Below are 26402 nucleotides of genomic sequence, written 5' to 3' on the forward strand. Positions count from 1 at the left end.
ATTCGATGTTGACTTATCGTAGGGAAAAGAGCGAAGTCCACTAGCCGCTGGGCGCTGGAGCTGGATTCAGATAACTATTTCAAGTTATCAACACTAAATTATTTTATAATTTCCTATACAATGAAGAAAAGCATTCTACAAAAAATAAATTTTTGCAGAATGCTTTTTTTACTTTTATGTAGTCCTGTTATTTATTCTTCTTGGTTAGCTTTTCCCCTCTTGCTTACTAAAGAAATCACGTACTTCTTCTATTGATAGCCCAAGTTCTTTTGCTTCTAGTATGAGTGCCATCCATTCATGATCGATAACATCCACTTCACTTTCTGTAATAACCATTATTCTCACCCCAAAAATACATTTCGTATTTCAGGTAGCCCGGCCATCCTAACAAGCTCAACACTTGCCTTAGACCCTCGGCTTTGCGTCACTGTTTTTCAACAGGTTTGCCTTTTTCTGATTCTAAACCAACGATTGGATCCACAATGTACCTTTTTATCCACTTCCGACTAGGACTATCTACATAATCTTTAATGATATGTTTATTATATCTAGTCCTTTTTTAACAAAGTGTTATATTTTGTCATTTTTTTCTAATTTTCACACTTCTTTTTCTTGCATTTTACTCTGTTTTTTTACAAAAATCGCCATATTCTTTACTATTACGGATATGCACTGTAGAAAAGGGGGAGGAAATACTAGGAACAACTTCCTCCGCCTTCTTTATTATGGATAGCTAATTCCTTTACTAAAGTAGATTTGAAATGTTTCAAGTAGTTTTTGTTGGTTTAAATCGGGGTTTACTGTTTCGCTCGTCTGGAGTGTAATTAATGAACAGGAAAGGCCAATTTTACAGGAATCTTCCGTGCTGAGGCCGTTTAAATACCCAAATAATATTCCTGCAATCAGGGCATCATCTGCACCCGTTACATCCATTATCGGAACACATGGGGGAACTAATGCCCCTGCATCACCCTGATTAGTAAAATAAATTAATCCTTGCTCCTCCCTGGTAATAACAACCCTTTCAACACCCTTTTTCAAAATTACTTCTGCTGCTCTATAGAAATCTCCTTCTGAATTAATTTCTAATTTTGCAAGAGCCTCAGCTTCTTTATGATTAGCTATCAGCCATGTTACACCTTCAAGTGACGCTGGCAATTTAGCGGTTTTAGGTGCTGACACAGTGGCAACACAAATAGGTACTCCGGTATTTTTACAGCTATTAATTACCTTATTGATCACTTTGGCAGGAAAATTCGTGTCTAGTAATATCATTTTTGCGTTTTGAATATGAGATAGGTTTTTCTCAAAAAAGAATTCGTCAACTTCATCGTAAATAGCCATGTCTGCGAGGGCTACAGCCATTTTTCCATCTATATCAAGCACAGCTGTATAGGTCCCTGTTGATTTCCCGTGAATGAGTTCAGTAAGATTTAAATCTACGAAATTTTTTGTGTTTTGCAGCAGCCATTCTCCTTCAGAGTCGGCTCCAATAATTGCTAATAAAGCGGTTTTAAGTCCAAGACGACCTGAGTTTTCCGCGACATTTCTTGCTACTCCGCCTCTTGATTTCAAGCTTAAGGCAGGATTTGATGTACCATACTCTAAATGTTTTAACGCCTGTATTTTTCGGTCTACATTGGCACCACCGATACAGAGAACCTTCTTCTCTTCTAAAATTATTGCTTCCTGTTTGTTCATATTTCGCGCTCACTCCTCTGAGTCGTATTAAAGTAAGTCAGGATTGCAATAATATCCATGCTTATATAACTATTACGATAAAAATTGTCAAAATCCTCTTAGAGAATATTGTAAGGATTGGAGAGGATTAAACCAAAATCATCTATTTTGATCAAATAGGGCTGCTCGAATCCGCTTTGTATGGAGGATTGTTATTAAATCTGGAAATCTTTTTTATTTATTATAACGAATAAATTTGTCTAATTTGTGACAAATAGCATATAATGTAAACAACATATAAATATACTTAATATTATTAATATTCTAAATAATAATGGTGGTGATGTAGGACAATGACTTTTATTCATGTGTTAAATTATTCAATTCCCATTGCGTTTATGGTCTTTGCCGGTTTTCTCTTAGATCGGATGTGCAAACCAGATAAAGTAGAAAAAAAAGCTGGCGAAAAGTAATCTTTTATAGATTCTCAACTCGCACAGCTTTTTTTGTTATTTTAACTTCTTTTGCACCTTTTGTTCATAGTTTTTAAACATCGCGGAATTCGTTTTTACTCCACGTTTTGACATCAACTGATTAAACCGCAGTAGTTTTTCGTTAAACTGTTTTTGGAGATTTTCCTTTTCACTACTGTCATCACATTTGCTAATTAAATCCCCTATGGACATCATTTCCTGCCTGAGTCGTCCCTCATCCTGAGTGTATCCGGCATTTTTCAATAATTTATAGGCCATTCGCAATTCTTCAGGAATTCCAGACAAATCCTCCAGCTGCAATGGTTGCCCAAAACCTGCAAGATTGTCGAACTCCCCGTCCTTGTAGCCCTTTTTAATACGGTTTTCTGAGACAATATGAAACAAATCCATTTTTACCGCCTCCTATTTACCATAATCACTAACATAATTATAACAAGTCTTTACTAATGATAAAATCAGAATTTGGAAGCAATTGTAATGATTTTTGTGATAATCGGGAATGCTACCTGCATAGAAGAAAGGAGTGTTGAGTATGGCACGTGGAGAAGATTTTAACCATAAAAAGAAAAACCATCCTGGGAATTTCCCTAAAAACAACTTAACAGAAAAACATACAAAAGAAGCGATTGGGGATGAAGAGTTCCTCGTCGTCCGAGAAGCATTTAAAAATAGGGTAGAAGAAGAAGAATAAAAGGCGTGAGATTTTCCACGCCTTTTTTCAATGGTGTTTCTTATTATTGTCCTTTTTCCATACTCAAACTTCTAATGAATGGAGAAAACTCAATTGTTTTTAACCACTCGGCTGCTTTTTCAATATCTGTGGAAAAAACACGATCTTGTTTAATAGAAAGTACTTGTTCGCGTCCTTTTTCATAGAATCCTTTGGTATGAGTTGCCATCTTATCTACCCCGCGAATCTCAACTGCCTGCATCGCACAAATCAACTCAATGGCGAGAACTCGTCTTGCATTCTGGATAATTTGATAGGCATGTCTCGAAGCAATCGTTCCCATGCTGACATGGTCCTCCTGATTAGCCGATGACGGAATCGAATCAACACTTGCTGGATGGGCGAGCGTTTTATTCTCTGAAACCAATGCAGCTGCTGCATATTGCATAATCATGGCTCCCGACTGCAGGCCTGGTTCAGGGCTTAAAAATGGTGGTAAGTCATTTAATTGAGGATTGACTAATCGTTCAATCCGTCTTTCCGAGATATTCGCCAACTCCGCCACTGCAATTTTCATAAAGTCCATCGCGAAAGCAATTGGTTGTCCATGGAAGTTCCCGCCAGAGATTACTTTTTCACCATCTTCAAAAATTAAGGGATTATCTGTTGCTGCATTCATTTCTATCTCTAATTTTTCTTTCACATAATCCAGCGCCTGCCAAGAAGCACCATGAACCTGAGGGATACAGCGGAGTGAATAAGCATCCTGAACCCTTAGTTCCCCTTGCTGGGTTGTAAGCAAGCTGTCGCTTAAATACTGACGAATTCGTGCCGCAGTATCAATTTGTTGTTGATAGCCCCTGGCAATATGCACTTCTTCTGCAAAGGCATCAATGATTCCATTTAATCCTTCAATAGTCATCGAAGCGATGAGCTCACTTTCATGGGCCAGTTGTTCTGCTTCAAGATATCCAACAACACCCATTGCCGTCATCGCCTGTGTACCATTAATAAGGGCAAGTCCTTCCTTCGCTTCCAAGGTTACTGGTAAAATTCCTTCTTTCTGAAGCGCATCAAGAGATTCCATGCGTGTTCCTTTGTAAAATACCTCGCCTTCACCGATTAAAACCAAAGCTAGGTGGGATAGCGGCGCCAAGTCACCACTTGCACCAAGAGAACCTTGCTGCGGAATGACAGGGATAATGTCTTTATTTACTAAATCAATTAACTTTTCAATGACAAGCGGTCTTATTCCTGAGTAGCCCTTTAAAAGTGCGTTCGCCCTTAGTAGAACCATAGCTTTAGCCACAACCTCTGGAAACGGTTCTCCCACCCCACATGCATGGGAGCGAATTAAGTTTAGCTGCAAGTCTTGAACATGATCCTTATCAATCAGAACATCACTGAATTTTCCAAAGCCCGTTGTAATTCCATAAACTACTTTTGATTCTGAAACGATTCTCTCCACTGCTTCGCGGCTCTTCAAGACAGCCTCCATACTCTTTTCAGAAGCGTTGACCTTTTGGTTACGATACAAAATATCTTTCATTTGCTCTAAAGTTAAACTTCCACCCGTCAGCGTGATCATATTTATCCCTCTCCTCTACCACTTTATCACAATAAAGTAAGAGGCTGGATTCCTTATCCGATTAGATTTGGAGTCCAGCCTCTTTTATAAAAACTACGGAATATTGAACTGTCTTTGGGAGATGCCTCATAAGTTATCATTCCATTCAACTATTCTATAAACTTTCATCTTGATAATTATTGTATGGGAAGAAAACCTTTGCTGTCAATTAAATTTTCTGAATTTTACCACGATAATACTTTAGCAGGATAATAAATAAAAGGATAATGGTTCTTCCCAATTATGACAATTAGTTTTTCTTCGTCCACCTCTTCCCCCAGCGGCTAGTGTACTTCGCGCTTCTCCCAACGATAACGAGAAAAAAGGGGCTATTCATCAAGATTGAATATCTTGATGAATAGCCCCTTAAGTATGTTGTTAATCAAACTTCAACCCTTTTAATGCATCTGCAAACGCATTATTCACAGGTTCCTCATCTTTATTCTGGTTTTTCAAATACTTTTGTACAGTACGTTTATCCACTTTACCACCAGATTCTTTATTGCGGCGTGCTTGGAAAGCAGATAATTTTTCACGATATCCACATTTACATGTGAAGATTTGGCCATCACCTTCACCACGTAGCTCAAGTTTTTTATGGCATTGTGGGCAGCGGGCATTTGTGACGCGTGCGACATTTTTACGATGTCCACATTCACGATCTTGGCACACGAGCATTTTACCTTTTTTTCCGTTCACTTCAAGCATTGGTTTTCCACAGTCTGGACAAGTTTTTGTGGAAATATTGTCGTGCTTATATTTTTTACCACTTGCTTTAATTTCAGCAACGATTTCTTTTGTGTATTTTTTCATTTCACTGATAAACACTTCTTTTTTCAACTTGCCATGTGCAATTTGATCAAGCTTTTGTTCCCACTCAGCTGTCAAAGTAGGAGATTTTAGCTCTTCAGGAACTAAATCCAACAATTGACTTCCTTTAGAAGTAAGATGAATGTCTTTGCCGAGCTTTTCGATTAAGAATGTATTGAATAGCTTTTCAATTATATCAGCACGTGTAGCAACAGTACCTAGTCCACCAGTCGATTTTAACGTGTCTGCAAGCTGCTTATTTTGTGTGTCCATATACTTCGTTGGGTTTTCCATTGCCGTAAGTAATGTCGCCTCATTAAAGCGTGCAGGTGGAGTTGTTTGACCTGATGTTTGTGCGATTAGTTTCACGTTTAAGGTATCGCCTTTTTCGATGCGAGGTAAAATCTGTTCTTTCAGATCGTCAGTTGCATCGTCATCTTCAAAGCGATTTTCATATACTTCTTTCCAACCAACCGATAAAATGGTTTTTCCTCTAGCAACGAAGTTCTCATCACCGATTTTCGCACGAAGCGTTAATTGCTCGTACTCGAATGCTGGGAATAATACCGCTAAAAATCGTTTTACTACTAAATCATATATCTTGCGCTCTTTATCGGTGAAGGCTGAGAAGTTTACATAGCTTTCTGTTGGAATAATGGCATGGTGATCTGATACTTTACTGTCATCAACAAATGCTTTAGAAATTTTTATCGGCTTGTTTAAGACCTTATTAGCTAACGAACGATATTCCCCCACTCCACATGCTTTCAAGCGTTCTGGCAGCGTTCCGACAATGTCTGAAGAGATGAAACGTGAATCAGTACGAGGATACGTTAGAACTTTATGTTGCTCATACAGCTTTTGCATAATGTTTAACGTTTCCTTTGCTGAGTAACCAAAGATTTTATTCGCATCGCGTTGTAGTTCTGTTAAGTCATAAAGACCTGGTGAAAAAGACTTCTTAGGCTTTTTCTCAATTTCCGTTACAATGGCATTTTGTTTGCCTAGCTTTTTCACAATCGTATCGATTTTCTCTTTATCAAAGCTACGACCGTTACCTTTCGCATCTTGCCAAGTCAACTTTAGTTTGTCTGTTGTTTGGGCTTCGATGCCATAATATGTTTGTGCTTTAAAGTTTTTGATTTCGTTCTCACGTGCTGCAATCATTGCAACAGTAGGTGTTTGTACACGACCACAGTTTAGTTGGGCATTGAACCTGGTTGTTAATGCACGTGTTGCATTTAGACCGATATACCAGTCAGCTTCTGAACGTGCGACAGCTGAAGCATATAAATTGTCATAAGATTTGCCAGACTTCAAGTTTGCAAAGCCGTCTTTAATCGCTTTATCAGTAACAGATGAGATCCATAGACGTTTAATAGGTTTACTGACTTTTACCTTATCAATAATCCAACGTGCGACTAATTCCCCCTCTCTCCCTGCGTCTGTAGCCACGATTATTTCCTTGACATCATTTCTAGTCAGTTGACTTTTAACAGCATTAAATTGTTTTCCAGTCTGCTTAATGACTGTCAATTTTAATCGCTCAGGTAGCATAGGTAGATCTTCTAAATTCCATGTTTTATATTTCACATCGTAACTTTCTGGGTCAGCAAGTGTGACTAGATGTCCTAGTGCCCACGTAACGATATATTTATCGCCTTCAAGATATCCATTTCCTTTTTTATTACAATTCAGCACACGTGCAATATCACGTGCGACAGAAGGTTTTTCAGCAATTACAACACTTTTTGCCATATGTTAAACATCCTTTCAAATTTCCATAAGTTAAATATAGCATACCTACCTAATGGATTCAGTTATTAAGAGCCTTTCTCCTGCTTCTTTATCTAATGTAACGAACCATATGCTTGGTAGTACTTCAATTATTCTCCATAACTAGGTTGGAAGTTGAGAATCCTAATTATAATTATTGTAATTTTCTCATTAAAGATAGTATGATGTAATGGTTAATGAGGGAGAAACGGAGTTATGACATGAGGATTAGAGACTGGGATTCAAATTTAAAGGTTCGCTTGTTTGGGGAAGCAATGATGAACATTACGTATTGGATGTTTTTTCCCTTCCTGGCGATTTATTTTGCAGATGAATTTGGTAAAAATAAAGCAGGATTATTATTAGTTTTTTCACAGTTATTTTCAGTATTTGCGAATTTGATGGGCGGATATTGTGCCGATCGTTTCGGCCGAAAACGGATGATGGTTCTTTCCTCATTTGGTCAGGGGCTTTCCTTCTTAGCCTTTGCCATCGCCAGCTCACCGTGGTTTCAGTCTCCATGGGTAGGGTTTGTATCCTTTACGTTTGCCGGTGTTTTCGGTTCGTTTTACTGGCCTGCGAGCCAGGCAATGGTGGCTGATGTGGTGAAGGAAAAGGATCGAAACAGCGTGTTTGCGATTTTTTATACGTCCATCAATATTGCTGTGGTGATTGGACCCATTTTAGGAGCCATTTTTTATGTTCACTATCGCTTTCAGCTCCTGCTTATAGCCGCAGTGGTTTGTATGTTATTAGGACTGATTCTAGCAAAATGGACACGAGAAACGGCTCCTATTCATCAAAATACATCTCATTCCCGTAACGGTAAATGGTATTACTTTTTACAAAATCAACTGAAGGATTATGCGCTCATTGTGAAGGATAAAACCTTCCTATTATTTATTCTTGCCGGCGTTTTAGCTGGGCAGACATTTATGCAATTGGATTTATTATTTCCTGTTTACATTAAGGAAGTGGTTAAGCAACAAAACCTTTTTACCATTGGAAGTTGGTCATTTGCCGTTAAAGGTGAGCAAGCATTTGGGATTGTCCTTGCTGAAAATGGCTTCCTTGTTGCCCTAATGACTGTTGTTGTAACGAAGTGGATGGGAAAATATTATGAGAGAAACGTATTTGTTCTCTCCTCGGTCGTCTATGCTATTTCGATTATCCTTTTTAGTCAAACCCAGTGGATTTGGGGATTCATGTTTGCAATGGTTGTTTTTACGTTTGCAGAATTAATGGGTGCTGGGCTACAGCAAAGCTTTGTGTCCAAACTCGCACCTGAACACATGAGGGGACAATATTTTGCTGCCGCTAGCTTGCGCTTTACAATCGCTCGGACCATCGCACCACTTTCCATCCCTATGACAAATTGGATTGGCTATGGATGGACATTTTTTGCCCTCTCCATTCTCGCCCTTGTCAGTGCGGGATTATATTGGATGATGTTTCATACATTTGAAAAACAAAAAATAGTTGTTTAGGTTAGAAAAGCGCAAGGGCGCTTGCGCTGGACAATTTTCAAAGTTCAATATATAAATTCTAATACTATGAAAAAAGCACCCGTTTGGTGCTTTTTTCTTTAATTAATTTTAAAAAATATTTTCAAAAAATTTAAATAATTCAATAAATAATTGTACTAAATTGTTCACATTTAGGTCTTTAAGTATTATAATTAGTGTGTAAAGGTTTAATAATCTAAAGGCGGTGGAATCAATGGAATTATCGCAATTCATGGCTCCAACTTCATTGTCAGGAATGATTACATTTCTCGTTATCTTTTCCGCAGGTGTTTATTTTAATATAAAAGTATATGGTAGCAAGTTGCAGTAGAGATAAACTATCTTTACTGTTTTTTTGTGGACTTTTTTAAGCATACTATCCATCAGTAGCTTGCAGTTTCTTTTTCCGTTTAAAAACGATACAATATATAGGAAGATTCTGAAAAAAGGAGATATACATATGAATGAATTTCAAAAAAACATCGAGAAATATGCTGAACTCGCCGTCAAGGTCGGTGTCAATGTTCAGAAGGGTCAAACATTAGTGGTTAACGCAACTATAGATGCAGCTGAATTTGTTCGTTTAATTGTCAAAAAAGCATATGAAACTGGTGCACAAAATGTCATCGTCAACTGGAACGATGATACCGTCAACAGAACAAAGTACGATTTAGCACCCGATGAGGCTTTTCAAGAATATCCAATTTGGCGTGCTAAAGAAACAGAAGACCTTGCAGAAAAAGGAGCTGCCTTTATGTCAGTTGTATCGTCTAGCCCTGATTTATTAAAAGGTGTGGATCCTGAACGGATTTCCAACTTCAATAAGGCAGCTGGAAAAGCATTAGCAAAATATCGGAAAGCAATACAATCGGATAAAGTAAGCTGGACTGTGATTGCAGCCGCAGCACCAGCCTGGGCTAGTAAAGTATTTCCTGACGAGCCGGTAGAAAACCAAGTAAACAAACTTTGGGAAGCGATTTTTAAAGCGACGCGTGTAGATGTTGAAAATCCCGTGGAAGCTTGGAAAAACCATGATGAAACCCTTCATGAGAAGGTCCGTTATTTAAATGAAAAGAGCTACCAGAAACTTCATTATACAGCTCCTGGTACTGACTTAACGATTGAGCTTCCGGAAAAACATCTTTGGGTGGGTGCTGGCAGTACCAATGAACAAGGCATTGAGTTTATGGCCAACATGCCGACTGAGGAAGTTTTCACCGTGCCATTAAGAACGGGTGTCAATGGAACAGTTGCCAGCACGAAGCCATTAAGCTACGGCGGCAATATCATCGACCGCTTTTCAATTACCTTTGAAAATGGAAAAATTGTTGGGGTAAAAGCAGAGGAAGGCGAAGATATATTGAAGCGTCTTGTCGAAACAGATGAGGGCTCTCATTATCTTGGTGAAGTCGCACTTGTTCCTTTTGACTCACCTATTTCACAGTCTAATATTCTTTTCTTTAACACTTTGTTTGATGAAAATGCCTCCAATCATTTAGCCATCGGAAGTGCTTATGCTTTCTGTATTGAAGGCGGCAAGAAAATGTCCTCTGATGAACTAAAGGAAAAAGGATTGAATGAAAGTATTACCCACGTTGATTTCATGATTGGTTCCGCCGAAATGAACATCGATGGAATTACCGCTGATGGAAAAAGTGAACCTGTATTTAGAGCAGGGAATTGGGCTTTTTAAGATAACTCAACAGAAGAGCAGGTGCAGCCGCCTGCTCTTCTGTTGTGGTGTAATATTTGCAAAAAATATATGGAAAATTTATTTTGTTGCGTAGTAAAAAATAGAAACGATACAATGTATTATTAAGATAGTGGATTGGAGGTAATTATTCATGTGGAATGAATTTAAACAATTTGCCATGAAAGGCAATGTTATTGATTTAGCAGTTGGGGTCATTATTGGCGGGGCATTTGGAAAAATTGTTTCTTCGCTTGTCGCCGATGTAATTATGCCGTTGGTTGGATTGGTAATCGGGGTAGCAGATTTTAGTGATCTTGCCTATGGAGATTTAAAATATGGCCAGTTTATTCAAACTGTTGTCGATTTCTTTATTATCTCTTTTTCCATTTTCCTCTTTGTGAAGTTTCTTAATCGTTTTAAAAAGAAACAGGAACCAGCACCAGTGGTTGCGAAAGTGGATCGTAGTGAAGAGCTTTTAGCTGAAATACGGGATTTATTAAAAGAAGATAAAGATATTTTAAGAAAAAATGAAACATCTTGACCACTTCTTCGTATATCTTTAATAAGAAAATATTTTTGAGGTGAATAAATTGTATACACAAACATCTACTGAATTTTTACCATCAGTCCTACGGACGTTTGCTCTTTCCTTGGCGATTGCCTTCCTAGGCACAATGGCTGGAGTCTTTGTACCACAAGGTTTATTTATGCCATTAGCAATTCTCGAATTTGTTATGATTATGTCTGCTTTCCTTTTTAGACGGAAAAAAGCTATTTCTTATTCATTTCTTTATATTTTTACCTTTATCTCTGGAATTACCATGTTCCCAATCGTAAATCACTATTTAACTACTGTAGGTGGAAATGTAGTTGTCATGGCATTTGCCAGTACCACAGTTGTCTTTACAGGCGTAGCTATTTACGCAACAAAATCAAAAAGGAACTTCTCCTTTTTAGGTGGATTCCTGCTTGCGGCGTTACTTGCATTAGTGGCGATTTCAATATTTAATATTTTCTCCCCATTAGGCTCAACAGCCATGCTTGCTTATTCCTTTATCGGTGTCTTGGTTTTTAGTGGTTATGTTCTCTTTGATTTTAACCGAATGAAACACCACGGTGTAAGAGCAGAAGAAGTTCCATTGATGGCATTAAACTTATATTTAGATTTCATAAACCTATTCATTAGTATCCTTCGTATTTTAGGGATTCTTTCAAGTAAAGACTAATAATAAAGGGAGCTTGGATTTCCAAGCTCCTTTTTTTCAACTGTTATGAATTAAGGTTAACCCGCGTTGAATCATTTGTTTAACAGAAGGTTCCCAGTCAGTGTTCTGCAGCCTCTCTACGAGAAGAGCGAGATTAGGACTATTTTCATCATGCATCTGATAAAGCTCTATTATTTCCAGCCGTAATAACCATTCACTAGGATATTGGTCTTCTAAAACGGCTAAAACATCATTAACTTGGAATAAACTATGTTCATTCCATTCAGAGCCCTCGCGCAAGTTGCGTATTTCTTCGTAAAGATTCTCTAATTCATTCCAACTCTGCTGTACTGATATATTCTCTACTTCATCGGTTGGCTCGAACTCAAAATAGGCATCTGGATCTGCAGCACCAGCATATACAGAAGTAATGCCTGCACCAACTGCCATATCATACGTCCCCCAAGACGGATCAAAAAGGACCTGATCTCTGTATGTCACTAGGCAGTCCTTAAACGAGATGATGATTGGCTTTTCCTCAGACAGCATAACGCTAGTAACGATTCCCTTAACCTTAACCCCACTTTGGAAGTTTAAATGGACAAGCTTTCCTTCGATAATCCCTAAATCTCGTAATTGATCTTTTGAGCAATCTTCTAGAATAATATTACCTTCTAATCCCCCTATTGGCGTTCCAAATCCCTTACGATGGGTTTCTCTACCGTGCCCCGGCAATTGCTTATTTTCGATTGCTAATGCCGTCGGACCTTTTGTACGGAAATAAATAGCTTCCCCGTTTCCATCCTTTACAATTGCAGCTAATGTGCCGGTTACTTGCAAATTAGAAGAAAATACCATAGTTGCTAGACTATCAGAATGTAGTGCTTTATCAAGACTTTCCGTTCCGCCTTTTCGAAACGCCATGGTAGAGGCAAATTGATCGATGGCCGCTACTAATTCCTCAAAGTTTTTACAAACAAATAATTGCGGCTGTGGCTTGGTAATATCATATGGTGTCATCACGCACTCTTCAACGGAAAAAGGAATTTTCTTGACATCATCCGCTAAGCAGCTTTGGCTTTCTCCTACCGACGAAAGTAAACCGGCCCCATAAATTTTCGGACTTTCCAGCTCGCCAATTAACCCATATTCCACTGTCCACCAAAATAGCCGTGACACTTGATCGGCTTCTGATAAACCTTTAACCTTCTTTCGCGCTTCAGCCACTTGCCTTTCTGCCTCTTTCACCTGCACTTGAGTCGAATGTGGATCCTCAGCAACAATCGTTAAATGGCGGACCGCTTTAAATACGTCCAACTTTTCCTTACTAGAAATCGCCTTGGCACCCATTTCGCCAATTTTCCTAACAAATTCACGGTACGATTCATCTAATAATATTGGAGCGTGTCCTGCTGCCTCATGGATCATATCAGGTGCAGGTGTATAGGCAATATTTTGGATTTTCCTTATTTCCGTTGCTATCGGTAAAATGCGATTAGCTAAAAAACCATAAAAGGCAGAGCCCGGGATTAACCCATCAATGGTCACAGCCCCCCAGCCGACTTTTGCTAAACTCGTATTCATGTCATCTACTTTCGGAATTGATTCGGTTTTAATTCCTGAATCTACTAAACCATTGACGTAAGCAGGATGGGCAATCTTTTTCAAGAAATAATGATTTTGCTTCATGACGAACCGCCAAACGGCATGGTCGATTGGCGTATAGTGATGGTAATATTGCTTCGAAATAAATGGCTGTAAATGTGCCATGGCCCTTTTTGTTACTTTTCCAGTCATCTGAATCTTCCCCTTTTCAAAAAATATTGAAGATGGAGCATCAAGCTAGTGACAGCATTTTCGGACGCAGCCGATCCTTTGCCCGTTTCATTCTTGTTTTTACCGTCGACATTGGCAGATCGCTTTGTTTCGCGATTTCAACTAGAGTTAAATCCTGATAGTAATAAAGATAAATAGGATAGCGATATATTTCGGGTAATAGGTTAACCTTTTCAGCCATTTGTTCCGCAGAAAATTTATGTAGGACTTCCTCTTCAGGAATGGAAGAGGGTTCAAACGATACTGAATACGAATAAACCCCTTCTTTCCAAAAATGCTTTGACTTATTTTCTTTCCGCCAATAATCTCGGCATTTATTAACGGCAACCGTATAAAGCCAGCTTTTGTATTTACTTTGCTCCTTTATTGAAGGATATGCTAAATAGGCAGATAGTAAAACTTCCTGATAAAGATCCTCCGCAAGTTCTTTGTGTTTGACTAACGAAAAAATATATTTAAAAATGGAAGTTCCATATTCATTCACTAATTCTTCAAATGATTGAGTAAATCCTTCACGCATTTTAATTATCCTTCCCTTCTGTAAAAATAATCTTCATATTAATAGACGGAAAGGACTTGCTCATCCCCTACACTCTCCAAGCATTTTTTTATTCCTGATCACTCCGTTGCTTTTTGAATCATGCCTTTCATAAAAAGGGAAACACCAATCTTCTTACAAATCGTTAAATAATGCATAAGCGCTAATAAAACCGAGCCAGTATTCATCCCAATAATAATGCCATTCATTCTCCAGTCCGGTGAGGAACCAAGCCAGAGGATGAGCGAAAAAGAGATGATAGTCGACCAAATGATATGAATAAATGCCTCCTTTATCAAGTCAAGGCCGATCAAAAAAGCCTGCATCGGCATGATAAAAAAGTGAAATAAGAAAAATGGCCATAGTAATTGGAGGAAAACAGCCGATGTTCCGGTTTTAAAAAATAACGACGTTAGTTCAGGTGCAAAGAAGTAGAAAAGGGTGACGGCTGCGATGCCATATACAAGGGTTAGCCTCATTACCTGCTGAAGCATTTTTTGCAAGGTTGGATAATCCTTTTGAGAATAGGTTTTCGACACGGCTGGAATGAGGACAATCATTAACGAGTGGGCAATAAATGCCGGGAAGAAGCCAATTGATATAGCTACTCCCATCAGCATCCCAAATTGCTCGGTTGCAAGTACACCGGTCATTCCAGAGTGTACCAAAGCCGCCTTAATAATGAAGGGCTGAATCGCACCCGTGAACGCTGAAAACAAGCGCAAACCTGTTGTTGGAATGGATACCGCCATTAAATTCTTCCGAACGACCTTCCGATTCATATTGGAAAATGGCTGCCGCTTTAACTGTTGAAATTGAATGATAAACATGTAGATTAAATAAAGGAACACGACAATTTCACTGCCAATCAATGTGCCAATGGCGATTAACAATGCTTCCTCTGCATCGAAGGCAAAGAAGCGAAACAAGACAAACAAGCCCCCAAGCTGAATAACTTTCCTTAAAAAGTTGGATACCGCAATTTTCCCCATCTGCTGCTTCCCCATGAAATACCCTCTGGCAACAGAAGTAAACGAAATGACGGGAATAAGAATCATGACGAACCATCTAACATAGGGATGATACGTATTGAAAACCGGAATAAACGGAATTATCAAGGTGGCTAATAAAAATAGGCCGCACGTAAAAATAATCGTAATCGAAATCGCATGATAGAGAATATTCCGGTGATAACGTTCCTCTCTTTCGGCAATGAATTTAGAAATCGACACTTGCAGCTCAAAGCTCGATAACAAGACAATCAAAAATATCGTTGGCAAAATGGACATATATAGCCCTAAACCGTGGGATCCCAACTCCCTTGCTAGGATCATATTCACCAGGATTTCAATACCTTCCCCTAAAAAAGCAGACGCCGCTAAAAAGAACATCCCTCTGTAGTAAATAGCCACTTTCTAATTCCCTCTTTCCTCTCTCACTTTTATTAATCTATGAGACAAGTACCGTGAATAGTAGGGAAAATTTTCATCCAACGAAAAAAAGGGCTGCATTAGCCCTTTTCCACCTTTGTCGTGCTGATCTGTTTTCCATCGTGTTTTTTTACTAAGAAGGTCATGAAACCAATCACCGCTAGTAATAGTAATTGGGCAAGCGAGGTTTCCCAAGTTGGATATAGCCCGAGCCAGTCAATAAATGGAAAAGCATCAACCGTAGAGGTCGAAATCATTTTTGAAATCTGCAAGGCATGTATACTGATGCCAAGAATCTTAAATGACAAAAAGTAAATTAATATCGTCGCAGCTTTAAAAAATAAGCGAATCGGTATTTTTACACTGTAATGAATGATGACAAAACCAACGATGACTAAAATGATAATCGCTAATATAATACCAAGAACCAGCTGCATTAAACTAATATAGGGGGTAATACCAGCATAGAAGATAATCGTTTCCGCCCCTTCACGGAAGACAGAAAGAAAACTTATCAAGCTAAAGGAGAAGAGGCTTCCTTTGGCAATTGCCTGTTGCATTTGCTGATTAATGTATTTATTCCACTGAACGATACTTGACTTATTATGAAGCCACGCCCCTATTGTCAGCATCATCACTACCGCGATAACACCGACTAATCCCTCGATATATTCTCTGCTTGAAGCTGCCACGATTTGTGAAAATACAATGTTAATGATAATAGCAAGAATGGCACTGGCGATGATTCCTGCGACTACCCCAAACCAAATCCACTTTTGTCTTGACGATTGGCCCATTTTTTTCAAAAAGGCAATTAATGTCACGACAATTAATAAACCTTCTAATCCTTCCCGTAATAAAATAAGCGCTGCATCCCATAAAGAATAATTGGTTTTACTCATTAATGGAGCGAGCCTTGAGCTTATTTCATTAACAATGGCGCTAGCTTTCTCGGCCTTCACATTTTTTGAATTTAAGAGACTAATAGCGGTTGGAATCTTTGTTTCAATTTCACTATAAAGCTTGCTATCCCTGGTTTGAACATCCCCTTCTACCATTGGCCATATTGTTAGGATTTCATTTAATTGATCACTCGCACTTTTGTAATCCTTTTGTGAAATTTGCTTTTCTGCTTTGCTTAACAATGTGGATAGGTTGGTTAGCGAATAGTCCCCTTTGAGATGTTTCGAACCATTTCCAGCCAAATAGTTTTCTACCTCAACTGTCAATTGGTCTATGTTTTGCTTGGCCTTTTCCAAATCTGCCGGTTCCTGTGTAATAGCAATGCGAATCAGTGCCATGTATTTTTCAATGTTTCCATATGAAGCAATACTTTCATCATGGACTATTTTTTCCGAAGCAGTCCATTGATTCAGCAATTTTTGATATTGAGCCTTTAAACCCGCATCATTTTCTTTATTAAGCGATTCCTTAAAATGGTTGATTGATGGAATTAGTTGCTTTACTTGCTCCTTGCCTTTTGCTTTATCTGCGGGGTTTTGTTCTTTGTCATACAGCACAACTGCACTTGAAAGGGAGGAAAGACTTTTTGATAGTGCCTCTTTTTCTATATTATCTTTGGCTAATAATCTTTGAACCTCTTTTAGTTGCTTGTCAACCTTAGTTGCCTGTTTACTATCAGCTTTCTTTATTGACTTCCATTCGTTTGCAAACTGTTCCATGTTTTTCGCTACAATGGTCTGTTCCCCATCCTTTGCTTTCATTAAACTATCGCCAATAAGGACGAAAAGCTCATCATGATTTTCTGCTGCAGCTACTGGCTGAACTGTTTGTAACAAAACGAAAAACGTGATCATTAAAATAAATGGCTTCCCAATCTTAATCATTCGTTGCATTTGTCTCTCTCCTCTATGAAAGGAAAAACACTAGTTAAAAAGTGTCTCTCCTATAAAACCGCCCTGTTTTGTTCCTGGTAAACATGCAAACATCGCACTGCCGCGATGTGAAGTATACTCATTCAGCTTATCCATTTCCGAAAGTCTCTTTTGAATCGGAATAAATTGCTTACTTGGCGTCCGCTGGAAACATAAGAAGAGTAACCCCGCATCAAAGCTCCCTGTTTTCGGATCCATTCCATTGGAGTAAGAAAAGGCCCTGCGGAGAATTTGCTCAGAACCATTGCCATGCGATAATCGTGTATGAGAATCACCAGGGATTGAATAGCTGCCATTTGCATGTTTATGTTTCAAATCAAGTTTTTCAAATTCATCTTTTTGTCCAAGTGCTGCCCCGCTGTCACGATATCGGCCAAAGGTAGCTTCCTGTTCCTTTAAATTAGTACGATCCCAGACTTCGATAAACATTTGGATTCTTCGTACCACTAAATAACTTCCACCTGCCAGCCAGTTTGGGCCATCACCAGGCTGAACCCAGACCTGCTCATTTACCTGGTTTTCGTTTTTTACATCAGGATTTACCGTTCCATCCTTAAAGCCAAACAAGTTTCTTGGCGTACCTTCTTTTGCATCAGCATGCTTTGTCCGCTGAAACCCTGGTTGTGCCCATTTCAAAATAGCCTTGCCCCTTGCGATTCGAATCAGGTTTCTTACTGCATGAAAAGCCACCTGTAAATCATCTGCACAAGCTTGAATACACAGGTCTCCTCCCGACCATTCCTCTTCCAAGGCATCAAGCGGAAATTTAGGAAGATCGGCTAATTCTTTCGGCTGTTTTTGTTTTAAACCAAAACGGTCTTGATTGTCCTTAACAAAAAGACTTGGTCCAACACCAAAGGTAATCGTTAAATTGGAAGCTGAAAGGCCAGCAGCTTCCCCCGTATCCTTTGGTGGAAGAAATTCATTACTGGAAAGCTCTCCAACAGGCTTACCCTCTGACATCAAGGCTGCCGCCAATGTCCACTCTTTAAATAGCTTCACTAAGTCTTCTTTTTTGGAAGTTGTCACATCTAATGCGATGAAGTAAACATTATTTTGCGTTTTTGTAGTAATTCCGGCTTGATGTTTTCCGTAATACGAAACAACCTCCTTGGCCCCTGTGCTGGATGCCTTACTTTCCGTTATAGACATCAAGCCACCTAAACCTGAAGCACCAATAAGCACTCCTATGCCGCCAACTCCGGCTGTTTTTAACATATCCCTTCGTGAAATCGTTCCTTGAGAATCTGAGTTGCTTTCATTCTTCGCCATCTTAGGACGCCTCCGTTACAATTCCTATTTGAGAAAGCGGTTCAGCTAGTGCATCAATAGCTTGGCTTAACTCTTTAACTTCTTCTTTTGACAAATCAGTATAAGATTTATAGCCGTCCTCTTTTTTATGCTTGTTTAACAAGCTATAAACTTCATCAAAGCGGGCTCCAATTTCCTTGGAAAGCTCCGCATCTTTTTCCTTTAATGCTGGGTTTAATAGCTGATAAATCTTTTCTGCTCCCTGGACATTCGCGACAAAATCATATAAATCGGTATGGGAATAACGATCCTCTTCCCCAGTCACTTTTGAAGTGGATACTTCATTTAAGAGGTCGACTGCTCCCGTAATTAACATATCCGGGGTGACTTCAACGGTATCTACCTTAGCCCGAAGGAGATTCACATCCTTCATCAGCTGCTCCGCATACTGTTCATATCCCTTTGTTGTGGTTTCGTCCCATAATCCTTTTTCAATTCGGTGATAGCCGCCCCATTCTACTTCCGGAACATCCCCTTCACGTGCATCAATCTTAGGGTCAAGGTCTCCAAATACTTCGGCAATTGGCTCTGCTCGTTCATAGTGCATTCTTGCTGGTGCATATAGTGCTTTAGCTTTATCGATATCACCGTTTTTAACGGCTGTCGTAAATACTTCCGTTGCTTTTACAAATTCCTCAATTTCTCCGATTGCATACTTACGGTATTCATCCGTTACCCCTTTTAGAGCATCGGCTGCAACATTCTTTGTTGCTTTTTCTTTTTCTGTTGTGGAAGTTGTATCCGTATTGGCACATCCAAATAGTAGGCTACTAGATAATAATAAAATTCCAGATAGTTTTATTAATTTCATATTTATGTATACCTCCGAATAATAATGATAATCATTTTCATTTATATCATACCAATAATTGAGAAGTATTTTCAATTGTATTTTTGATTTTTTTTATAAAAAAATAAAAAAGGCTATCCAAAATACTTTTTGGACAGCCTTTTCTGAGGTTCATTTTATTAACGAATGCTTAAAAGCATAAATGACCGCTTGGGTTCGGTCTTGGACGCTAAGCTTGCTTAAAATATTACTAACATGGGTTTTGACGGTCTTCAGTGCGATAAATAAATCATCAGCTATATCCTGATTGGTTTTGCCCTCCGCCATTAGCAGTAATATTTCCAGTTCTCGGCTCGTAAGGTCTTCATGTGGCAGATGTGTGTGTTTTTGACGCATTTTTACCATCATTTTTCCGGTTACTTCAGGTTCAAGAACAGATTGGCCATGGTATGTAGCTCGGACGGCATTGGCGATCTCACCAGCCTTCGAGGTCTTCAGCATATAGCTGGTTGCCCCGGCTTCAAGTGCAGGATACACTTTTTCATCATCCAAGAAGCTTGTTACAATAATCACCTTTGCTTCAGGCCACGCGTCGATTATTTGTTTTGTCGCTTCAATCCCGTCCATCTCTTTCATTACCAAGTCCATTAAAATGATATCTGGGCGGAGTTCAAGTGCAAGTTCCACACCTTTTTTTCCATTATCCGCTTCCCCAACAACCTCAATATCCGGCTGCGCCGATAAATAGGAAGAAACCCCAATTCTCACCATTTCATGGTCATCAACAAATACTACCCTAATCATTGGCACCATCTCCATTAATCATTACCGGAACTTTCACTTCTAGCCTTGTTCCTTTATTTTTCACACTAATTACCTTTAACGTGCCGCCCACTTCAACAGCTCGCTCATGCATATTTTGCATACCGTAAGAACCAGCCTTCATTTCGTTTACTTCAAAGCCAACTCCATCATCGACAATTCTTAAAATGACAAGGTCATCTCGTTTGACCATCAAAACCTCTAGCTTATTTGCCTTTGAATGTCTTAAAGTGTTCGATACAGATTCTTGCAGAATCCGGAATAGATGATCCTCTATCCCTTTATCTAACGGAAATGCTTCCACTTTCCAGTTTATATCCATTGTTACCTTTTGAGATAATTCGATTAATAGCTCCTCGATTCCTTCTTGGAGGGTTTTATTCTTTAAGGCAACAGGTCGCAAGTGTAAAAGAAGTGCACGCATTTCAAGCTGTGATTGGTGAATCATCTCTTCAACCAGCTTCAATTGCTTTGCCTCCCTGTCATTTTCGGTCTGTTCCTTTGTTTCATTGATGGCTGACATCATCATTGATGCCGCAAATAATTGCTGACTGACAGAATCATGCAATTCACGGGCGAGACGGTTCCGTTCCTGTTCAATAATCTCCTGAATTCTCGCTTCCTGGTCTTCAACTTTTTCGGTTGCTAATCGTTGTGAAAGCTTTACCTGCTCCGACATCTGTTTCCCAATTTTCTCAATCCGCTCGGCAATGGTTTGCATTTCTGTAATCGCTGGCTTCCCTTTCACTTCTGTTTGTCTGCCTTCCTCTAATTGGTGCAGAGAGTGCTCAATCGCTAGGAACTGTTTTCGCCAGAAAAGACCTGAAACCCCTCCAAGTAAAATCCCTATCGCAATGCTAAAGACAGGAACAAAAATGACAATCGGAATATCCATGAAATGGCGATTCCATAACTCCGACCATGTTATCGGGAAGACAAAAATAAAAACGGCCCCAACAATGATTGCGATGAGAAAGGAAAAGGTGAGACTCCAGACAATTTGTCGCTGGGTTGTGCTCATATCCGGCTCACCTCTAAATTCCCCACGGCGAGCGATGTAAAGATTTTTACTTTGTGCTCGGACTTTTCATAGCCTGGTGTTTTTAGGTGAAAAACTTGATTGAATATTTTCGAATTATGATTACCGAATACCGTTGTCGAACCTACCACACATGAATGGTGGATACTAACATCAATTTCATATGGCACAAGAATTTGAATATTACCAATGATATTGCGAATAAATATCACTGTTTCCCCTTCTGGCAGCATCGTGTAACTAAGATCGATAGTGGTATCGCCAATTCCAGTCTGAATGTTTACATCATTCCACTCATAAACACCAAAAGGAGTTTTTTGCTGTCCTAGGAAAATATTTTCAAACAGTGGCTTCGTTTGAACCATTGTCTCTTCTTGCTGGATTGGTCCAGGTTTATTGATATTTGGTGTAATTTTACTCGGATTCTTTTTAGAATTTAAAAACTGGATAAAAAAGTGCAGTAAAATGGCTAACAATAAAAACTTAAATGTCATCATATTTAAAATGCTAATAATAAAAAAGATGATTCCCCCGAAGAAAAGGATTTTCCCCATCTTTTTTCCAGACATTTTACGACCAAGATAAATCATCCCGCCAGAAATAAAAAGAGAGAATATAAGCCCAGGGTTGAAAAAGAAAATCTCCAATAGTAGGATAACTAGACCGATAAAGACCAGCCATCCTATATAATCAGTTTTGGTATTTTTAAACATTGGCCCACCCTCCCTTTTTATGTAATTTGGAATATTTTGCATGAATACTATTGGATAGGTAAAAGGCGCAGAAACACTACGCCTTCTTTAGAATACCATGTTTTGAATTTAAATGGACTTGCTTTCTTCCAATTTCATGTCTTTTTCTAATTGCGCTACCCGAGCATCGATGGTACTTCGGTAGAAAGAACTGTTCATTTGGTGCTCTAAGCGGTCAAGATAGTTTTCAATGTCTTTAAACTTTGAGTAAGATTTATCTGAGTAAGTATTGGAATCGAGCACCTGGTTGATGCGAACGTTGGCGCGTGTTACATTTTCGCGCCCCATTAGTTCCATCCGGCGAAGCTGCATGTCTTTAAGCTTGTGCTTCATTTCTTCATATTTTCTTTCTAATTCACTTAGCTGCTCTTTTACTTGTTCAAGTGAAGCACTTAGGCGCTGTGCACGGTCCGCATATTGTTGATACTCAGCTGACGCAAATTGGTTTAGCTCAGTTTCTCCTGCTTTCGTAGCAATTTCCGCCTGGTATTTCCTTTTGTCAGCTAATTCGCTGGCTTGGTGGTATTCTCTAGTAAATTCATCCTTCAACGTATATTGACGCTCTAACAGCTTTCTAACCTTTTCTGTTTCCTGTTCACACTGGCGAAGGTATTGGTTCAGTAGGGCAATTGGATTTTGTTTTTCTTTTTGATCAAGAGCCTCGTGTAAATCGGCCGTAATCGTGTTTTTGATTCTTGTAAATAAGTTTGTCATCGTTATTCTCTCCTTTAAACTTAATTATTTTTTAATTCATTCCATTGTTTTTCAAAATTGACGAATGGATCAGTTTCTTCTTTGATTTTCGTGTGCTTATTCTGGTTCCATTTTTTATATACAAGGAAAAGCACATATGCTGCTGCGACACCAATAATGGCTGGTGCATTGTGGATAGAGGCCATAAGGACGATGAACCCGATGATACCAAGACCAATTTTTCCTCCAGTTGTTTCAGCCTTTATAAACTGTTTGAATATGAAGTACAGGAGCACCAAGCTAACGAGTAAGCCCACCATCGGACCGATTGTTGAAAGCAAGATAACTGCTGCAATCCCGCCTGCTAACAGTAAACCAAATTTTTTCATTTTGTTTTCACTCCCTTTCTTTTCTTAATTTCATCTTACCTTTTTCCCTTGCTTTTCATAATTGCGCTTGAGCTTGATTTTCATATCGGTCTGGGGACGTAGAAAGGGTCAGTCCCTTAAGCAAATAGCTCGGAAACTGACCCTTTTATGCCTTATTTAGATATAAACATCTGTACCCAGTAATATCTTTGTGAGCCGCCCTGAGCGTAGCCAACCCCAATATAGGTGGATTGCGCACTTAAAATGTTAGCACGATGTCCAGAGCTATTCATCCAAGCTTGGACGACTGATGCTGGTGTGGTTTGCCCCGCGGCAATATTTTCAGCTGCTGAACGATAACTAACCCCAAAGTTTTTCATCATATCAAATGGACTTCCGTAAGTTGGACTCGTATGACTAAAATAGTTTTTGTCGCGCATATCCATAGCCTTATAGCGGGCCACCCTTGAAAGTTCCCAATCTGCAGTCAATGGTTTCAGACCATTTTTCGCCCGTTCTTGATTGGTTAACTGGATCACTTGACTTTCAATGGATTTAACCCCGCCTAGGTCAGGAATGGTTACTTTTTGACCTGGATAGATCAAATTAGGATTTTTAAATTGCGTGTTTGCTTGAATTATCTCCGAAATTCCCACCTGATACCTAACGGCAATTTTCCAAAGCGAGTCCCCTGGCTGAACGGTGTATATTTGCTGAGCAAAAGAAACACTTGGTATGCAAAAAAGAAATAGTAAAGACAGAAAACAAATCCAAAAAGATTTTTTCATTTTTTCGCCTCCTCCGAATATATATTTTTGATTTCTAGCTCAAAATATACAGGGAACTGAAAAAATTAATTTTAGCTGTCCATTAGCAGAGATTTCGGAGGAGCAAAATGTGAGAGATATTTCATGGATGACCTATATCATGTTAATTTTAGCTAGCTACCGTTTAACCCATTTAATCGTTTTTGATAAAATAACCGAATTTATCCGCAAGCCGTTTGTGAAAAAAGTGAAGGTTGAAACAGATGCTGGCACTGAAACAAAGGAAGTCCCGACATCAATGTTTGGTTATTTATTGAAATGCTATTGGTGTGCCGGCGTTTGGAGCGCTATTTTACTGGGCGGAGCATACTTACTTTTCCCGAAGGTTACTTTCGTATTTATTTTGATTTTCTCGATTGCCGGCGGTCAGTCCATTATTGAAACCTTTGTTGGCGTCAATATTAAAAAAGTTGATTACTTCTCAAACCTAAAGAAAAAGGAGTAAGACAAAAGCTGAGAATCAACGGAAAAATTCATCCCCCGTAAGCATATATATTAGAAAAGCTCAAGCTCATGAGCTTTTTTAAAAAAGGGGGATTTTGGAATGGCGGCTGTATGGTGGGTTACAACCATTGGTTTTATTCTCTGCCTTGGTTTCGTAGGTGGCACAATCTTTCATTTTTTAAGAGGGACCCTTAATTCAGAAGATGCTGTTCGAATTGACAAAATAAACGGTGATAAGGAAGAATAATGGACACCAATTCATTTTTTTTGAACCCCGAATTAATCTGGGTTCTTTCTTTTTTTACCTTTATCACATTAATTTCTCACTTTGGGAAAAAATAAACATGAGTTCATTTCATAGCTGGAGGAATACATATGAGTTCATCTGAAAAAATCCCACAATTCCCGAAAACGTATTGGCGTGAAATCGAATTACCATCCTTCGATAAATTAAACGAAGATTTATCTGTCGATGTCGCTATCGTAGGCGCGGGCATTACCGGAATTACCGCTGCTTATTTGCTTTCAAAAGAGGGGCTAAAAGTTGCCCTGCTTGATGCTGGCAGCGTGTTAAATGGTACCACCGGTCATACAACGGCAAAAGTAACCGCACAGCATGGCCTAGTTTATGATGAATTTATTAACCATTTTGGCGAAGAAAAGGCTCGCCTTTATTTCGAGTCACATATGAATGCCATCCAATTCGTCGAGAATAAGGTGAAGGAAAATGGGATTGATTGTGATTTCAGTAAAGAAGATGCCTATATGTATGCAACGACTGAAGAATATACTGAAAAGCTAAAAACAGAATGGGAAGCCTATAAAACACTAGGAATCGATGGTGCCTTAAAGGATACAATCCCATTTAATATTCCAGTAAAAGCAGCTTTAATGATGCAAAATCAAGCCCAATTTCATCCATTAAAATTTTTAAAATCACTTTTGGACGAGGCTGTGAAGGCCGGATGCTCTGTATTTGAAAATACTACTGCTACAGACATCGAGGATGATGATACCCAGCCAAAAGTAGTAACCAAGGCCGGCCAAAGAGTCAGCTGCAATCACGTGATCATAGCCACACATTTTCCATTTTACGATTGGCCGGGGCTTTATTTTTCGAGGATGTATGCGGACAGGTCTTACGCGATTGGGATTAAAACGGATAAGGACTATCCGGGCGGGATGTATATCAGTGTCGACACCCCAACCCGCTCAATTCGCTATACACCAATTAACGGCGAAAAGTTAATAATCATTGGCGGAGAAAATCACAAAACAGGACAAGGGATAGATACGATTAAACATTTTGAAGCACTCGAGGCATTTGCTGAAGATGTATTCGGAATAAAGGCATACGATTATCGATGGTCTGCACAGGATTTAGTTACCCTTGATAAGGTTCCATTTATTGGTCCTATCACATCAGAGCGGGACCATATATTGGTAGCAACTGGCTATAAAAAGTGGGGCATGACCACTGGAATCCTCGCCGGCCACTTATTGACCGATTACGTTCTCGACCGAGATAATCCCTACAAGCAGCTATATTCCCCATCCCGCTTCCAGGCTGACCCGGATTTAAAAAGTGTCATCACAACTAATGCCGATGTTGCCAAGCATCTGATTAAAGGCAAGCTTGAGTATACGGACAAGGCCCCCGATGATTTGCAAAAGGGTGAAGGCTCCGTTGTTATGTTTAACGGAAAGAGAGCCGGTGCCTACAAGGATGAGAATGGAAAGCTGTATGTTGTTGATACCACTTGTACCCATCTTGGCTGTGAATGTGAATGGAATCGAGCTGAAAAAACATGGGATTGCCCATGCCACGGTTCACGGTATGCCTATTCCGGTGATGTCATTGAAGGTCCTGCGAAAAAAGCGCTGGAATTACTTGCAGAGGAGTAGGATTTTAGTCTGTTCAACAGCTATCAACAAATTTTTTTATCGATATCAACCAATTCGCTTCCATTGAGTCATTTTTTTGAAAAGGTAACGCCTCCTAACTCAGTAGGAGGCGTTACTTTTTATTTACTGTTTGGACGGTTTCGTTTTAAATCTTGCCCAGTTGTAAATTCCACCAGTTCCGAACTTGTTTTCATAGGCTTTTTCGTATTGTTGTTTCGCTGGGCATTGGCATTGCCTAGTTTCGTTTTTCCCACAGCTACCATCTCCTTTTTGAGAAATTCAATGATAGTAT

26 protein-coding genes and 1 riboswitch are annotated in these 26402 nt (G+C 39.2%); of the genes, 8 read left to right on the forward strand and 18 right to left on the reverse strand.

The features are described from left to right. Nucleotides 1–204: 204 nt before the first annotated feature. The 3 genes from M5A78_RS22875 to M5A78_RS22885 form a co-directional block, all read right to left on the reverse strand. Nucleotides 205–336, reverse strand: a complete 132-nt coding sequence (locus M5A78_RS22875; RefSeq protein WP_248737595.1) for an anti-repressor SinI family protein — start codon at nt 334–336, stop codon at nt 205–207. A 30-nt stretch (nt 337–366) separates the two neighbouring features. Beyond that, a riboswitch (cyclic di-GMP riboswitch) is annotated at nt 367–458 on the reverse strand. A 265-nt stretch (nt 459–723) separates the two neighbouring features. Beyond that, nucleotides 724–1701 carry a carbohydrate kinase family protein gene (locus tag M5A78_RS22880; RefSeq protein ID WP_248737596.1) on the reverse strand — a complete coding sequence of 326 codons (978 nt, stop codon included), beginning with the start codon at nt 1699–1701 and terminating at the stop codon, nt 724–726. 488 nt (nt 1702–2189) lie between these two features. Further along, nucleotides 2190–2564, reverse strand: coding sequence for a DnaJ family domain-containing protein (locus tag M5A78_RS22885; RefSeq protein WP_248737597.1), 375 nt, complete (start codon nt 2562–2564; stop codon nt 2190–2192). Nucleotides 2565–2706: 142 nt separating this feature from the next. Here M5A78_RS22885 and M5A78_RS22890 point away from each other — a divergent pair, with 142 nt between their 5' ends. Then, entirely contained in the window at nt 2707–2865 is a 159-nt protein-coding gene (locus M5A78_RS22890) for a hypothetical protein (RefSeq protein WP_248737598.1), read from the forward strand. 43 nt (nt 2866–2908) lie between these two features. Here M5A78_RS22890 and hutH read toward each other — a convergent pair whose 3' ends face one another. Both hutH and M5A78_RS22900 read right to left on the reverse strand, forming a co-directional pair. Then, nucleotides 2909–4432 (reverse strand): histidine ammonia-lyase, encoded by a 1524-nt coding sequence (gene hutH / locus M5A78_RS22895; protein WP_248737599.1) that lies wholly within the window; start codon nt 4430–4432, stop codon nt 2909–2911. 417 nt (nt 4433–4849) lie between these two features. After that, nucleotides 4850–7039 carry a DNA topoisomerase III gene (locus tag M5A78_RS22900; RefSeq protein ID WP_248737600.1) on the reverse strand — a complete coding sequence of 730 codons (2190 nt, stop codon included), beginning with the start codon at nt 7037–7039 and terminating at the stop codon, nt 4850–4852. Between the two features lie 239 nt (nt 7040–7278). Here M5A78_RS22900 and M5A78_RS22905 point away from each other — a divergent pair, with 239 nt between their 5' ends. The 4 genes from M5A78_RS22905 to M5A78_RS22920 all read left to right on the forward strand — a co-directional run bounded on the left by M5A78_RS22905 (nt 7279) and on the right by M5A78_RS22920 (nt 11481). Continuing rightward, nucleotides 7279–8544, forward strand: coding sequence for an MDR family MFS transporter (locus M5A78_RS22905; RefSeq protein ID WP_248737601.1), 1266 nt, complete (start codon nt 7279–7281; stop codon nt 8542–8544). A gap of 478 nt (nt 8545–9022) precedes the next feature. After that, nucleotides 9023–10255, forward strand: a complete 1233-nt coding sequence (locus tag M5A78_RS22910) for an aminopeptidase (RefSeq protein ID WP_248737602.1) — start codon at nt 9023–9025, stop codon at nt 10253–10255. Between the two features lie 151 nt (nt 10256–10406). After that, nucleotides 10407–10796 carry a large-conductance mechanosensitive channel protein MscL gene (gene mscL / locus M5A78_RS22915; protein ID WP_248737603.1) on the forward strand — a complete coding sequence of 130 codons (390 nt, stop codon included), beginning with the start codon at nt 10407–10409 and terminating at the stop codon, nt 10794–10796. Between the two features lie 49 nt (nt 10797–10845). After that, nucleotides 10846–11481, forward strand: a complete 636-nt coding sequence (locus M5A78_RS22920; RefSeq protein WP_248737604.1) for a Bax inhibitor-1/YccA family protein — start codon at nt 10846–10848, stop codon at nt 11479–11481. Nucleotides 11482–11517: 36 nt separating this feature from the next. On the opposite strand, the gene M5A78_RS22925 is transcribed toward M5A78_RS22920, so the two are convergent. The 12 genes from M5A78_RS22925 to safA form a co-directional block, all read right to left on the reverse strand. Next, nucleotides 11518–13257 (reverse strand): aromatic amino acid hydroxylase, encoded by a 1740-nt coding sequence (locus M5A78_RS22925; RefSeq protein WP_248737605.1) that lies wholly within the window; start codon nt 13255–13257, stop codon nt 11518–11520. A 40-nt stretch (nt 13258–13297) separates the two neighbouring features. After that, nucleotides 13298–13816, reverse strand: a complete 519-nt coding sequence (locus M5A78_RS22930) for an RNA polymerase sigma factor (protein WP_248737606.1) — start codon at nt 13814–13816, stop codon at nt 13298–13300. Between the two features lie 98 nt (nt 13817–13914). Then, nucleotides 13915–15246, reverse strand: a complete 1332-nt coding sequence (locus tag M5A78_RS22935) for a polysaccharide biosynthesis protein (RefSeq protein ID WP_248737607.1) — start codon at nt 15244–15246, stop codon at nt 13915–13917. 98 nt (nt 15247–15344) lie between these two features. Further along, entirely contained in the window at nt 15345–17120 is a 1776-nt protein-coding gene (locus M5A78_RS22940; RefSeq protein WP_248737608.1) for an FTR1 family iron permease, read from the reverse strand. Nucleotides 17121–17150: 30 nt separating this feature from the next. Further along, nucleotides 17151–18431 (reverse strand): iron uptake transporter deferrochelatase/peroxidase subunit, encoded by a 1281-nt coding sequence (efeB, locus tag M5A78_RS22945; RefSeq protein WP_248737609.1) that lies wholly within the window; start codon nt 18429–18431, stop codon nt 17151–17153. A 1-nt stretch (nt 18432) separates the two neighbouring features. Further along, nucleotides 18433–19281 (reverse strand): iron uptake system protein EfeO, encoded by an 849-nt coding sequence (efeO, locus tag M5A78_RS22950; protein ID WP_248737610.1) that lies wholly within the window; start codon nt 19279–19281, stop codon nt 18433–18435. Between the two features lie 150 nt (nt 19282–19431). Next, nucleotides 19432–20064, reverse strand: a complete 633-nt coding sequence (locus tag M5A78_RS22955) for a response regulator (RefSeq protein ID WP_248737611.1) — start codon at nt 20062–20064, stop codon at nt 19432–19434. Then, nucleotides 20057–21103: a sensor histidine kinase gene (locus M5A78_RS22960; protein WP_248737612.1), complete on the reverse strand. Its 1047-nt coding sequence runs from the start codon at nt 21101–21103 to the stop codon at nt 20057–20059. Before M5A78_RS22960 ends, M5A78_RS22955 begins: the two co-directional genes overlap by 8 nt. After that, nucleotides 21100–21834, reverse strand: a complete 735-nt coding sequence (gene liaF / locus M5A78_RS22965) for a cell wall-active antibiotics response protein LiaF (protein ID WP_248737613.1) — start codon at nt 21832–21834, stop codon at nt 21100–21102. Before liaF ends, M5A78_RS22960 begins: the two co-directional genes overlap by 4 nt. 108 nt (nt 21835–21942) lie before the next feature. Then, a complete protein-coding gene (locus M5A78_RS22970) occupies nt 21943–22587 on the reverse strand; it encodes a PspA/IM30 family protein (protein WP_248737614.1) in 645 nt (214 codons plus the stop codon). 20 nt (nt 22588–22607) lie between these two features. Next, a complete protein-coding gene (locus M5A78_RS22975) occupies nt 22608–22955 on the reverse strand; it encodes a lmo0954 family membrane protein (RefSeq protein ID WP_248737615.1) in 348 nt (115 codons plus the stop codon). A 152-nt stretch (nt 22956–23107) separates the two neighbouring features. Next, nucleotides 23108–23722 carry a SafA/ExsA family spore coat assembly protein gene (gene safA, locus M5A78_RS22980; protein WP_248737616.1) on the reverse strand — a complete coding sequence of 205 codons (615 nt, stop codon included), beginning with the start codon at nt 23720–23722 and terminating at the stop codon, nt 23108–23110. A gap of 109 nt (nt 23723–23831) precedes the next feature. Between safA and M5A78_RS22985 the strand changes: the two genes are divergently transcribed. The 3 genes from M5A78_RS22985 to M5A78_RS22995 all read left to right on the forward strand — a co-directional run bounded on the left by M5A78_RS22985 (nt 23832) and on the right by M5A78_RS22995 (nt 26110). Further along, nucleotides 23832–24206, forward strand: a complete 375-nt coding sequence (locus M5A78_RS22985) for a DUF1360 domain-containing protein (RefSeq protein WP_248737617.1) — start codon at nt 23832–23834, stop codon at nt 24204–24206. Nucleotides 24207–24305: 99 nt separating this feature from the next. Further along, nucleotides 24306–24452 carry a hypothetical protein gene (locus M5A78_RS22990; RefSeq protein WP_248737618.1) on the forward strand — a complete coding sequence of 49 codons (147 nt, stop codon included), beginning with the start codon at nt 24306–24308 and terminating at the stop codon, nt 24450–24452. 128 nt (nt 24453–24580) lie between these two features. After that, nucleotides 24581–26110, forward strand: coding sequence for an FAD-dependent oxidoreductase (locus M5A78_RS22995; protein ID WP_248737619.1), 1530 nt, complete (start codon nt 24581–24583; stop codon nt 26108–26110). 119 nt (nt 26111–26229) lie between these two features. Here the strand turns inward: M5A78_RS22995 and M5A78_RS24765 are convergent, their stop codons facing one another. Then, the gene (locus M5A78_RS24765) at nt 26230–26364 is read right to left on the reverse strand and encodes a hypothetical protein (RefSeq protein WP_264760480.1); all 135 of its coding nucleotides are present in this window, start codon (nt 26362–26364) and stop codon (nt 26230–26232) included. Between the last annotated feature and the right edge of the window lie 38 nt (nt 26365–26402).

This window comes from Neobacillus rhizosphaerae, from assembly GCF_937468385.1.
Taxonomy (GTDB): Bacteria; Bacillota; Bacilli; order Bacillales; family Cytobacillaceae; genus Neobacillus; species Neobacillus rhizosphaerae.

Excerpts from the sequence above, each read along its gene's own strand:
- M5A78_RS22875 (WP_248737595.1), bottom strand. The coding sequence starts at position 336 with ATGGTTATTACAGAAAGTGAAGTGGATGTTATCGATCATGAATGGATG.
- M5A78_RS22880 (WP_248737596.1), bottom strand. The coding sequence starts at position 1,701 with ATGAACAAACAGGAAGCAATAATTTTAGAAGAGAAGAAGGTTCTCTGT.
- M5A78_RS22885 (WP_248737597.1), bottom strand. The coding sequence starts at position 2,564 with ATGGATTTGTTTCATATTGTCTCAGAAAACCGTATTAAAAAGGGCTAC.
- M5A78_RS22890 (WP_248737598.1), top strand. The coding sequence starts at position 2,707 with ATGGCACGTGGAGAAGATTTTAACCATAAAAAGAAAAACCATCCTGGG.
- hutH (WP_248737599.1), bottom strand. The coding sequence starts at position 4,432 with ATGATCACGCTGACGGGTGGAAGTTTAACTTTAGAGCAAATGAAAGAT.
- M5A78_RS22900 (WP_248737600.1), bottom strand. The coding sequence starts at position 7,039 with ATGGCAAAAAGTGTTGTAATTGCTGAAAAACCTTCTGTCGCACGTGAT.
- M5A78_RS22905 (WP_248737601.1), top strand. The coding sequence starts at position 7,279 with ATGAGGATTAGAGACTGGGATTCAAATTTAAAGGTTCGCTTGTTTGGG.
- M5A78_RS22910 (WP_248737602.1), top strand. The coding sequence starts at position 9,023 with ATGAATGAATTTCAAAAAAACATCGAGAAATATGCTGAACTCGCCGTC.
- mscL (WP_248737603.1), top strand. The coding sequence starts at position 10,407 with ATGTGGAATGAATTTAAACAATTTGCCATGAAAGGCAATGTTATTGAT.
- M5A78_RS22925 (WP_248737605.1), bottom strand. The coding sequence starts at position 13,257 with ATGACTGGAAAAGTAACAAAAAGGGCCATGGCACATTTACAGCCATTT.
- M5A78_RS22930 (WP_248737606.1), bottom strand. The coding sequence starts at position 13,816 with ATGCGTGAAGGATTTACTCAATCATTTGAAGAATTAGTGAATGAATAT.
- M5A78_RS22940 (WP_248737608.1), bottom strand. The coding sequence starts at position 17,120 with ATGCAACGAATGATTAAGATTGGGAAGCCATTTATTTTAATGATCACG.
- efeB (WP_248737609.1), bottom strand. The coding sequence starts at position 18,431 with ATGGCGAAGAATGAAAGCAACTCAGATTCTCAAGGAACGATTTCACGA.
- efeO (WP_248737610.1), bottom strand. The coding sequence starts at position 19,281 with ATGAAATTAATAAAACTATCTGGAATTTTATTATTATCTAGTAGCCTA.
- M5A78_RS22955 (WP_248737611.1), bottom strand. The coding sequence starts at position 20,064 with ATGATTAGGGTAGTATTTGTTGATGACCATGAAATGGTGAGAATTGGG.
- M5A78_RS22960 (WP_248737612.1), bottom strand. The coding sequence starts at position 21,103 with ATGAGCACAACCCAGCGACAAATTGTCTGGAGTCTCACCTTTTCCTTT.
- liaF (WP_248737613.1), bottom strand. The coding sequence starts at position 21,834 with ATGTTTAAAAATACCAAAACTGATTATATAGGATGGCTGGTCTTTATC.
- M5A78_RS22970 (WP_248737614.1), bottom strand. The coding sequence starts at position 22,587 with ATGACAAACTTATTTACAAGAATCAAAAACACGATTACGGCCGATTTA.
- M5A78_RS22975 (WP_248737615.1), bottom strand. The coding sequence starts at position 22,955 with ATGAAAAAATTTGGTTTACTGTTAGCAGGCGGGATTGCAGCAGTTATC.
- safA (WP_248737616.1), bottom strand. The coding sequence starts at position 23,722 with ATGAAAAAATCTTTTTGGATTTGTTTTCTGTCTTTACTATTTCTTTTT.
- M5A78_RS22990 (WP_248737618.1), top strand. The coding sequence starts at position 24,306 with ATGGCGGCTGTATGGTGGGTTACAACCATTGGTTTTATTCTCTGCCTT.
- M5A78_RS22995 (WP_248737619.1), top strand. The coding sequence starts at position 24,581 with ATGAGTTCATCTGAAAAAATCCCACAATTCCCGAAAACGTATTGGCGT.